Genomic DNA, 10,498 nt, shown 5'->3' on the forward strand with positions numbered 1-10,498 from the left:
TCTGGATTCCCGCCTGCGCGGGAATGACGGTGTGGGGCGTCCTTATTTGAATCTACTGTAAAACTGTCTTTTTTTCAGTAAGGATTCCCCGTTTTTTCAGACGACCTTTCATATCAAACACACCCATTCAAAGGAATACCTATGAAACTCCTTTCTACCCTCTTAGTTCTCCTCGTCGCCGCCGAACATTTCTACATCGCTTGGCTTGAAATGACGCAGATTCCCAGCGAAAAAGCGGCGGAAATGTTCAAGCTGCCTTATGAATTTATGGAGCAAAAGCGCGTGCAGACCCTGTTCAGCAACCAAGGGCTGTATAACGGCTTTCTTGGCATCGGGCTGGTGTGGTCGCGGTTTGCCGCGCCGGACAACGCCGTTTACGGCGCGACGATTCTGTTTCTCGGCTTCGTTTTGATTGCCGCCGCATGGGGCGCGTTCTCTTCCGGCAACAAAGGCATACTCGTCAAACAAGGCCTGCCCGCGATGCTGGCGGCGGCAGCGGTGTTGGCGGTATGAAAAAAATCAGCGTCGCCCCCGAAAATCCGCAATACCGCATCGTTGAAATTTTCGAGAGCATGCAAGGCGAGGGCTGGAACACGGGCATGCCTGCCGTGTTCGTCCGCTTGGGCAAATGCAATCTGGCGTGCGGCTGGTGTGATACCGATTATTTGAAATTCGGCATGATGAGCCTGTCCGACATCTTAGGTCGTCTGAAAACCTACACCGCGCGCAATATCATCATCACCGGCGGCGAGCCGACCATACAGCCGCATCTCGATATGCTGCTGGATGCGCTCAAGGCGGAAGGTTATTTCCTCTACATCGAAACCAACGGACTCAAGCCCGCGCCGCCGCAAATCGACTACGTCGCCACCAGTCCCAAAGCCTGCTACGCCGCCAAATACGAAAAAAGCTGCATCGAAACAGCCGACGAAGTGCGCATCGTTGCCGACGGCGATGTCGTTGCGTTCTGCCAAAACATGGAACGCAAAATCCGTGCGCGCCATTACTACCTTTCGCCCTGCGAACAAAACGGCGTGATGAACATTTACGACACCATCCGCCAAATCGGTCTCTTAAACAGCCGCCCCGACGCGCCCGTGCATTGGCAGTTGAGCGTGCAGACACACAAATGGGCGGGGATAGAGTAGGGGAATGGTGAAGAATCAAATGCCAACCTAATACGCAAATATCATTCTTCTAAATCCTTATATTATTGAAAAGGTCGTCTGAAAATTTTCAGACGACCTTTTTTACAACTTTTGGATTTGTTTGATTGAGAATGAAAGATGGTCATGCAGATGAAAATGATGTGTCGGGGACTATGTAAATTATTTGATTCATGCCCGTCAGTTCCCTATACTCCGACCGTTTTATTTCATCCTATTACAGAAATTTGATAAAAATTCTTATTTAATACACAAAAAAGCCGTTTACTGCCGAATGGTGCAAGGAGGTTTGGAACTCCGCTGCCGTTCGGACGGCTAAATAATTAGGAGACACCATGCCATTATCTAAATTTCGTCCGGCACGTTTGCCGGTTGCTGTTGCTGCGGCACTTTTGTCTGCTTACTCCTTAGGTGCAGGGGATGGGGTTGAGCAGGTTGATTTGCCTACTGTCCAAGTACGGGGCGTCGGCAAACAGACGACCTCCAACTACACCATTCCGGCTTCCTCCGCTGCGACAGGCATCCGCCTGACCCAGCGCGAAACGCCGCAGTCTTTGTCTGTTGTTACCGAAAAACAAATGGACGACCAAGGTTTGGATACCTTGCAGGACGTGTTGAAACAAACACCGGGCGTGTTCCACAGCAAAATGGGCAACAACGTCTCCGGCCACAGCGAGTTTATTTCGCGCAGTCAGGCGATTGACAGCATTTCCGTGGACGGTGCGCCCAAATTCCTTTACGACGGTAAAGCCATCCGCCGCGGCACCAACAATCTGGACAGCGCATTGTACGAACAAGTCGTCGTCGTGCGCGGCGCAAGCGGTTTGTCCAACGGCGGTATGGGCGAACCGGGCGGTACGGTTGCTTTGGAGCGCAAAAAACCGACTGCCAAACCCGCGGTCAGCGTAGAAGCCGGTGTCGGTTCGTGGAAACACTACCGTTTCGTCCTTGATGCCAATCATCCTCTGAATGCCGACAATACCTTGCGCGGCCGCGCTATTTTGGTCAGCGACCACGGCGGCGATTACCTGCCGAACACATCGCGCCACAATCACACTTTCTACGGCATCCTGTCTTACGATCTCACGCCACAAACCCACTGGCGCCTCGGTACGGAAATAAACCGTTTCCGCAATACCGGCAGCTCTCCTTTCAGCTATCTGACCGTAGCGGGAGACCCTGACAACAATCAACCTTTCGAACCGTTTGCAGCCTCACCGCGCAGCAATTCCTCAGCAAAATGGGCTTACGGTAAAGAAAACAGTGCGGAAATCTTCACCTCTGTCAATCATGAGTTTGAAAACGGTTGGACTCTGAACGGCAACTACAGCCATACTTATGGAAAAAGTGACGCGGTTGCCGGCATGGCTGGTCCTTTTGTCATTAATCCCGACTATTCCGCTCAATTCGTTGCCGAGCGCGATCAAGCCAAGTACACCGACCAAGATTTTTCTCTGAATTTGGACGGCGATTACCCGCTTTGGGGACGCAAACATGAATTCAATGCCGGCATCAGCTATCAGTACAATAAGGAAACTCCTTCATATTACAAGAGAAATAAAGATGGGGTTGTCCCTGATTTGCGCCTTTTTGACGGAAATTTCACAAAACCGGCCATACCCTATCTTCGCGACGGCTTTGCCCATATGAAAAACCTCTCTGTTTATGGTTCGACCCGTTTCAAACTGACCGACAGGCTGGCATTGATAGGCGGCGGACGGTTTGTCGATTGGCAATACCGCTACAGTTCCGATCGCAACAATTTTGCCGACAGCAGGCATAAAAACAAGGTATTTATCCCCTATTTGGGCGCAAGTTATGATTTAAACGACAATCTGACAGCCTACACCTCCTATACCACCATATTCCGCCCGCAAGTGCGCAATTTGGATCGAAACGGCAAACCGCTCGAACCGCAACGCGGCAAAACATATGAACTCGGCTTAAAAGCCTCATGGTTTGAAGGCCGTTTGAACGCTTCTGCGGCGGCGTTTATCAATAAACGCGACCATTTGGGGAAAGAAATTCGCGATGATGAACATCAACGTATTTACTATGAATCTGTTAACAACACAACGACCAAAGGCGTGGAATTGTCCGTCGGCGGACGCCTAAGCGACAAATGGCTGATCAATGCTTCTTATGCGTACTCCAAACTCAAAAACGATGCGGGCAATTTGGTCAACCCTTCTTATCCTACCCACCTTTTCAAACTCTTTACGGCGTATGACGTTACCGACCGCCTAAACTTGGGTGCAAACGTCAACTGGCAAAGCGGCACAAACGCCTATGATGAATATCAGCCCTTCACCGTTGCCGGTAAAGAAGCCTTAACCCAACGCCCATACGCTACGCTGGACTTGACCGCGCATTACAAAATCGGCAAATCCACCCGCATCGGCTTGGACTTTGAAAACGTGTTCAACAAACGCTACCGCCCCATGCCCGACATCCACGTTTACGGCACACCGCGCAGCCTGACCGCTACGTTGAAACACACGTTCTAAAGCAGGCAGAAGAAAAGGTCGTCTGAAAAACCCGATTTGAGGTTTTCAGACGACCTTTGTGTTTCTATAGCAAGCATATTTAACTTTAAATACGGTATGTCATCAAATTCCGTCATTCCCACCCCCGCCGTAGCCTGTCCTCGCCTAGGCGGGGGCGGGAATGACGATAACCGATAAGTTGCGTATCGAAAAAAGTTATTTAGCTATATCAATATGTCAGTCGTTTACAGGTTGGGATTGACGATGATTTTAACGGCAGATTCGTTGTTGTGAATCAGACGCTCGAAGCCTTCGGAAATCAGCTCGTCCAGCTTGATGCGCTGGGTGATGAAAGGTTCAAGGTTGATTTTGCCTTCTTCCACCAGTTTGATGGTTTCGGCGTGGTCGTTGCAGTAGGCGATGGTGCCGCGCACGTCCAGCTCTTTCATCACGATGCTGTGGACGTTGATGGTGGCGGGGTGGCTCCAAATGGATACGATAACGACTTTCGCAGTCGGGCGGCAGGCTTCGACCATGGTGTCCAGCACTTTGTTGACGCTGGTGCATTCGAATGCGACGTCCACGCCTTCGCCGTTGGTCAGTTTTTTCACTTCTTCGACGACATCGACTTCAGACGGGTCGAGGATGTAGTCGGCAACGCCGGATTCGCGGGCTTTATCTTTGCGCGCTTTGCTCAATTCGGTGATGATGACTTTGATGCCTTTGGCTTTCAAAACGGCGGCAAGCAGCAAACCGATCGGACCTGCGCCACCGACCAATGCGACGTCGCCTGCTTTCGCGCCGCTGCGGACATAAGCGTGATGACCGACGGACAGAGGCTCAATCAAAGCGGCTTGGTCTAACGGGATTTTGTCGGAAATCGGATGCACCCAGCGGCGTTTGACGGCGATTTTTTCGGCAAGGCCGCCACCGCAGCCGCCCAAGCCGATGAAGTTCATGTCTTTGGAGAGGTGGTAGTTGCTGCCTTCGCCGGTCGGTACGTCATCGCGGATGATGTAGGGTTCGACCACTACGTGTTGTCCGACTTTGAGGTCGTCCACGCCTTCGCCGACGGCATAAACCACGCCGGAGAACTCGTGTCCCATCGTTACGGGTGCGGACTCGCCGGAAATCGGGTGCGGATGGCCGCAGGGCGGAATGAAAATCGGACCTTCCATAAATTCGTGCAGGTCGGTACCGCAGATGCCGCACCAGGCGACGTTGATGCCGACGGTGCCGGGGGCGACGGTCGGTTCGGGGATGTCTTCGATGCGGATGTCGCCTTTATCGTAAAAACGTGCTGCTTTCATTGTAACGCTCCTTGTTTTGAGGTTGGAAAGAAAGGTCGTCTGAAAGGTAGGACGGCTTTTCAGGGAAGGGTAGGTGTGCGCTTGAATGACGACAGTTTTTATTATCGGCAGGGTTTGTGTCGTTTGATTGCTGTTATTTTAATACTTTTTGCTTTGGCCGGCAGGCCGTATTTTGAATAAACAAAAAGAGGTCGTCTGAAAACCTTGTTTCTAGGTTTTCAGACGACCTTTCGTTTAGCCTGACTGGAAATGCGGATTACAGGCTGTAATACATTTCAAATTCCAACGGATGCGGCGCCATGCGGATTCGGCGTACGTCTTCTTCTTTGAAGGTGATGTAGCTGTCGATCCAGTCTTTGCTGAACACGCCGCCGCGCAGCAGGAATTCGTGGTCGGCTTTGAGGGCGGCGAGGGCTTCTTCCAAAGAGGCGCAGACGGTTGGGACGAGTGCGTCTTCTTCCGGCGGCAGGTCGTAGAGGTTTTTATCGGCTGGGTCGCCCGGGTGGATTTTGTTTTGAATGCCGTCCAAACCCGCCATCAGCAGGGCGGCGAACGCCAAGTATGGGTTGGCGGTCGGGTCGGGGAAACGCGCTTCGATGCGGCGTGCCTTGCTGCTGTTCACGGACGGGATGCGGATGGACGCGGAACGGTTTTTGGCAGAGTAGGCGAGTTTGGTCGGCGCTTCGAAGTGCGGCACGAGGCGTTTGTAGGAGTTGGTGGACGGATTGGTAATCGCGTTCAGGGCTTTGGCGTGTTTGATGATGCCGCCGATGTAGTAGAGCGCGGTGTCGCTCAAACCGGCATAGCCGTCGCCTGCGAACAGGTTTTGACCGTCTTTCCAGATGGATTGGTGGACGTGCATGCCGCTGCCGTTGTCGCCCATGATGGGTTTCGGCATGAAGGTGGCGGTTTTGCCGAAGTTGTGGGCGACGTTTTGGATGACGTATTTCATGTCTTGGGTTTGGTCGGCGCGTTTGACCAAGGTGGCGAAGCGCGTGCCGATTTCCATTTGGCTGCCGGTGCCGACTTCGGCGTGGTGGACTTCGACTTCGATGCCGAGTTCTTCCAAAATGTTCACCATGGCGGAGCGCAGGTCTTGTCCGGCGTCAATCGGGGCGACGGGGGCGTAGCCGCCTTTGACGGTAGGGCGGTGGCCAGTGTTTTGACCGTCCATGTGCAGCCCGCTTGCCCATGCGCCGCTTTCGGACGTGATTTCGTAACGGGTTTTGTGCATATCGGTTTCAAACTCTACGCCGTCGAAGACGAAGAATTCGGGTTCGGGGCCGAAGTAGGCGGTGTCGCCGATGCCGGAGGATTTGAGGTAGGCTTCGGCGCGGCGGGCGATGGAGCGCGGGTCGCGGTCGTAACCTTGACCGTCGGCGGGGTCGATGACGTCGCAGGTGAGGACGACAGTGGTGTCGTCGTAGAAGGGGTCGATGAAGGCAGTTGCAGGGTCGGGGCGCAACTGCATGTCGGATGCCTGAATGCCTTTCCAGCCGCCGATGGACGAGCCGTCAAACGCCTGACCGTTTTCAAACCACTCTTCAGGGTCGTCGAGGACGATGCGGGCGGGGACGGTGAAGTGGTGCTGCTTGCCTTTGGTATCGGTGAAGCGCAAATCTACGAAGCGGGCTTCGCTTTCTTCAATCAGTTTTACTGCGTCTTTGATAGACATTTTCGGCTCCTAAATGGGAAGTAACGGATACGCAATCTCGCGGAAAATCTGCTGCATTTTATCACGCCGAAGGTCGTCTGAAACCGCAAATCCGTTAAATTTCTGACTTGCGGAATATAGTTTCAGACGACCTGATTGTCAACAATCCGATGCGTATTTGGATTTATTGGAAAACAGCGGTATGAGGCGGCAAAGGCGGTTATAATGGGCGGTCTTTGCATTTGTCCTGCCGGATAGGATTTTTATGAACACTGTTCCCCGTTATGCCGTTTTCGGCAACCCCGTCGCGCACAGCAAATCGCCGCAGATTCATCAACAATTTGCCTTGCAGGAAGGCGTCGAAATCGAATATGAGCGTATTTGCGCCGACATCGGCGGTTTCGCGCAGGCGGTTGAAGCGTTTTTTGCCGACGGCGGACGCGGGGCGAATGTTACCGTACCGTTCAAGCAGGAAGCGTTTGCCTTGTCGGACGAACATTCCGAACGCGCGTTGGCGGCGGGTGCGGTCAATACGCTGATTTTGCTGGAAAACGGTAAAATACGCGGCGACAATACCGACGGAATCGGACTGACGGACGATATTTCAAAGAGGCTGGGCGTGGAACTGTCGGGTAAAACCGTCTTGCTGCTCGGCGCGGGCGGCGCGGTGCGCGGCGTGATTCCCGTATTGAAGGAGTACCGTCCCGCGCGCATCGTCATCGCCAACCGAACCCACGCCAAAGCGGCGGAAATGGCGGCGCATTTCGATATTGATGCCGTACCTTTGGAAGAACTGGAAGGCGGCTTCGACATCATCATCAACGGTACATCCGGCGGCTTAAGCGGACAGCTTCCCGCCGTATCGCCGAAAATCTTTGAACATTGCACCTTGGCTTACGATATGGTTTACGGCGAAGCGGCAGAGCCGTTTTTAGCGTTCGCCCGCCAATCAGGCGCAAAACAAACCGCCGACGGATTGGGCATGCTGGTCGGGCAGGCGGCAGCTTCCTACCGGCTTTGGCGCGGCTTTGCGCCCGATGTCCTGCCCGTCGTCCAATATATGAGAGAGTTATAAAATGTTCCGCATTATCAAATGGCTGATTGCCCTGCCTTTGGGCGCATTTATCTTTTTCAACGCTTATGTGTACGGCAACATCATCACTTACCGCGCCGTCGCGCCGAACAAAACCGCCTTCATGGCGATGCGGATGCGGCAGTTTCAAAGCGAAGGCAAAGATGTCGCGCTCGATTACCGCTGGGTGCCTTACGACCGCATTTCGGTCAACCTGAAAAAAGCCCTGATTGCCTCCGAAGACGCCAAATTTGCCGAACACGGCGGCTTCGACTGGGGCGGCATCCAATACGCCATCAAGCGCAACAAACAAAGCGGCGAAGTCAAAGCAGGCGGCTCGACCATCAGCCAACAGCTTGCCAAAAACCTGTTTCTGAACGAAAGCCGCAGCTATATCCGCAAAGGCGAAGAAGCCGCGATTACCGCGATGATGGAAGCCGTTACCGACAAAGACCGCATTTTCGAGCTGTATCTGAACGCCATCGAATGGCACTACGGCGTATTCGGCGCAGAAGCCGCGTCCCAGTATTTCTATAAAAGACCCGCCGCCAACCTGACCAAACAGCAGGCCGCCAAACTCGCCGCCCGCGTCCCCGCGCCGCTGTTTTACGCCGACAACCCCAAAAGCAAACGCCTGCGCAACAAAACCAACATCATCCTGCGCCGCATGGGTTCGGCGGAGCTGCCTGAAAGCGATATGGATTGAGGTCGTCTGAAAATCAGGTGAAGGGGTTTTCAGACGACCTGTCGGGTGGTTTGAATCAGGAGCGATGGTAGGTTGACTTATATACAAAACAAAGGAATGGAAATGAAACCAATAAAACCCTTATTCTTGTCTTTATTGCTTCTGACTGCCTGCGGAACGAATACGCCGCCTGCCGCGAAATCCGAAGTTTCCCTGCAAAAGCAGGAAGAGCAGCTTTTCGGGGCATGGGACTGCGAATTGAAAGCGCAACGCGATATCCATTCGTTTGCGCCGAAATTTATTGAGTTTCAGCAAAAGGACAAACTGCCGGCGCATTTATGGGCAGGCTATATCGAGATTGAGTGGAAAGAAGAAAACCTGAACGACGCAGTTCCCTTACGTTATCGGGAATGGTATAACGGCTTCTGGCGCATTAAAGACGACAGGCATATCGTCATGACTTTTGAAAGCGCAGGCTCGGAACGTTTGTTTGACGTCAAAGACTTAAAAACCACCAAAGGCCGCGAAGCAGACCGTTCTTATATGAAATTCAGTGAACAAATGGCTGCGAAGAAAAGTTTTAAATCCACCGATTACCAAATTCTCGATATCAACCAAACTTCCATGAGCATCACCGACGGCGAATCTTTAATTGCCTGCCGCAAGATAGAGAAGGTTGAAAGCGAATAAGCAGGTATCCGATTTTGAGGTCGTCTGAAAACCATGTGACGGGTTTTCAGACGACCTTTGCGCAACTGTAACCTTGTTTGCCGCATCACATATGTCACTTATCCGCCCAGTTTTTAATACTTTTTCCGTCATTCCCGCCCCCGCCTGCGCGAGGACAGGCTACGGCGGGAATCCATTTTTGAAACTCAGAAACCTTTTTCAAATCAAGGTTTCTCAAGTTTTACAATGGATTCCCGCCGTAGCCTGTCCTCGCGCAGGCGGGGGCGGGAATGACGACAAGCGGTAAGTTGCGTGTCGAAAATAAAGTAATTTAGCTAAAGTCCATAAGGGCGTTGGCAACGCTTATCATTGCAATTTTAATCCGCTCCAAAAAACGCCCGTTTCGTCATCTTTACCCCGCCTGCGCGGGAATGACGAAACGGGCGTTTTTGAATGGATTTTTTTCTGCGCCGCTGTCTTCGGCGAATTTACGCCACGAAATCCAAACCTATGTCCAACGAGCGGCTGCTGTGGGTCAGATAGCCGAGGGCGATGCCGTCCACGCCGGTTTGCGCCACGCGCTTCAGGCGGTCGAAGCCGATGCCGCCCGATGCTTCGCAATAGACGGTGTGGGGGTAGGCGGTTTGCGTGTGGCAGCGGTTTGCCGCTTCTTTCAGGGTTTCGTCGTTCATGTTGTCCAGCAAAATCCGTTCCACGCCAGCCGCGATGGCTTCGTCCAGTTGTGCCAGCGTGTCCACTTCGATTTCCACGCAGGTCAATGGTCCGACCGCCTGTTTTGCCTGCAGCACGGCTTGGGCGATGCTGCCGCAATAGGCGAGGTGGTTGTCTTTGATGAGTACGGCGTCGTCCAAACCCATGCGGTGGTTCACGCCGCCGCCTGCCCTGACGGCGTATTTTTGCAGGACGCGCAGCAGGGGGATGGTTTTGCGGCTGCACACGATGTTTGTACCGTATTCGGCGACTTCGGCAACGGCACGCGCGGTAGCGGTGGCGATGCCGCTTAAGTGCGTGAGGTAGTTGAGCGCGGTGCGTTCGGCGGCGAGCAGGGCGCGGGCGTTGCCTTCGACAGCGGCCAGCGTCTGACCTGCGCGGACGGCTTGCCCGTCTTGGATTTCGGCTTGGAAGCGGACGGACGGATCCATCGTCTGAAAGGCGAGGCGTGCCAAGTCCATGCCGGCGATGACGCCGTCTTCGCGGCTGACGAGGAAGAGTTTGGCGGTTTTGTCGGGCGCGATGACGGCGGCGGACGTAATGTCGCCGCGCCTGCCCAAATCTTCGCTCAGGGCTTGTTCGACCATGGGGCGCAACAGGGTGTCGGGCAGGGGGAAGAGGGTGTTTTCAGACGACATGGGGTTTCCTTTGTTGAAAAAGATTGATGTTGCACCGATGGGGCAAAACTTCATTTTATAGTGGATTAACTTTAAACCAGTACGGC

9 protein-coding genes are annotated in these 10,498 nt (G+C 53.4%); 6 read left to right on the forward strand and 3 right to left on the reverse strand.

Annotated elements, in window-relative coordinates:
• The first annotated feature begins 141 nt into the window (after positions 1-141).
• The 3 genes from HMPREF2954_RS04220 (at position 142) to HMPREF2954_RS04230 (ending at position 3,673) form a co-directional block, all read left to right on the forward strand.
• Complete coding sequence (locus HMPREF2954_RS04220; protein ID WP_003757307.1) at positions 142-513, forward strand: DUF1304 domain-containing protein; 372 nt, start codon at positions 142-144, stop codon at positions 511-513.
• Positions 510-1,148, forward strand: coding sequence for a 7-carboxy-7-deazaguanine synthase QueE (locus HMPREF2954_RS04225; RefSeq protein ID WP_045075702.1), 639 nt, complete (start codon positions 510-512; stop codon positions 1,146-1,148). Before HMPREF2954_RS04220 ends, HMPREF2954_RS04225 begins: the two co-directional genes overlap by 4 nt.
• A 353-nt stretch (positions 1,149-1,501) precedes the next feature.
• Positions 1,502-3,673, forward strand: coding sequence for a TonB-dependent siderophore receptor (locus HMPREF2954_RS04230; protein ID WP_045075705.1), 2,172 nt, complete (start codon positions 1,502-1,504; stop codon positions 3,671-3,673).
• 224 nt (positions 3,674-3,897) lie between these two features.
• Here the strand turns inward: HMPREF2954_RS04230 and HMPREF2954_RS04235 are convergent, their stop codons facing one another.
• Together HMPREF2954_RS04235 and glnA are read right to left on the reverse strand one after the other, a co-directional pair.
• On the reverse strand, positions 3,898-4,962 hold the full coding sequence (locus HMPREF2954_RS04235) for a 2,3-butanediol dehydrogenase (RefSeq protein WP_045075707.1): 1,065 nt from the start codon (positions 4,960-4,962) through the stop codon (positions 3,898-3,900).
• Between the two features lie 256 nt (positions 4,963-5,218).
• A complete protein-coding gene (gene glnA / locus HMPREF2954_RS04240) occupies positions 5,219-6,637 on the reverse strand; it encodes a type I glutamate--ammonia ligase (RefSeq protein WP_045075710.1) in 1,419 nt (472 codons plus the stop codon).
• A gap of 244 nt (positions 6,638-6,881) precedes the next feature.
• Between glnA and aroE the strand changes: the two genes are divergently transcribed.
• The 3 genes from aroE to HMPREF2954_RS04255 all read left to right on the forward strand — a co-directional run bounded on the left by aroE (position 6,882) and on the right by HMPREF2954_RS04255 (position 9,063).
• Positions 6,882-7,691, forward strand: a complete 810-nt coding sequence (gene aroE / locus HMPREF2954_RS04245) for a shikimate dehydrogenase (RefSeq protein WP_045075713.1) — start codon at positions 6,882-6,884, stop codon at positions 7,689-7,691.
• A gap of 1 nt (position 7,692) precedes the next feature.
• Positions 7,693-8,394 carry a monofunctional biosynthetic peptidoglycan transglycosylase gene (mtgA, locus tag HMPREF2954_RS04250; protein ID WP_003756572.1) on the forward strand — a complete coding sequence of 234 codons (702 nt, stop codon included), beginning with the start codon at positions 7,693-7,695 and terminating at the stop codon, positions 8,392-8,394.
• A gap of 102 nt (positions 8,395-8,496) precedes the next feature.
• A complete protein-coding gene (locus tag HMPREF2954_RS04255; RefSeq protein WP_045075716.1) occupies positions 8,497-9,063 on the forward strand; it encodes a hypothetical protein in 567 nt (188 codons plus the stop codon).
• A 467-nt stretch (positions 9,064-9,530) separates the two neighbouring features.
• Here the strand turns inward: HMPREF2954_RS04255 and nadC are convergent, their stop codons facing one another.
• Positions 9,531-10,412, reverse strand: a complete 882-nt coding sequence (gene nadC / locus HMPREF2954_RS04260) for a carboxylating nicotinate-nucleotide diphosphorylase (protein WP_045075719.1) — start codon at positions 10,410-10,412, stop codon at positions 9,531-9,533.
• Positions 10,413-10,498: the final 86 nt, after the last annotated feature.

The organism is Neisseria sp. HMSC067H09 (assembly GCF_001814135.1).
GTDB lineage: Bacteria > Pseudomonadota > Gammaproteobacteria > Burkholderiales > Neisseriaceae > Neisseria.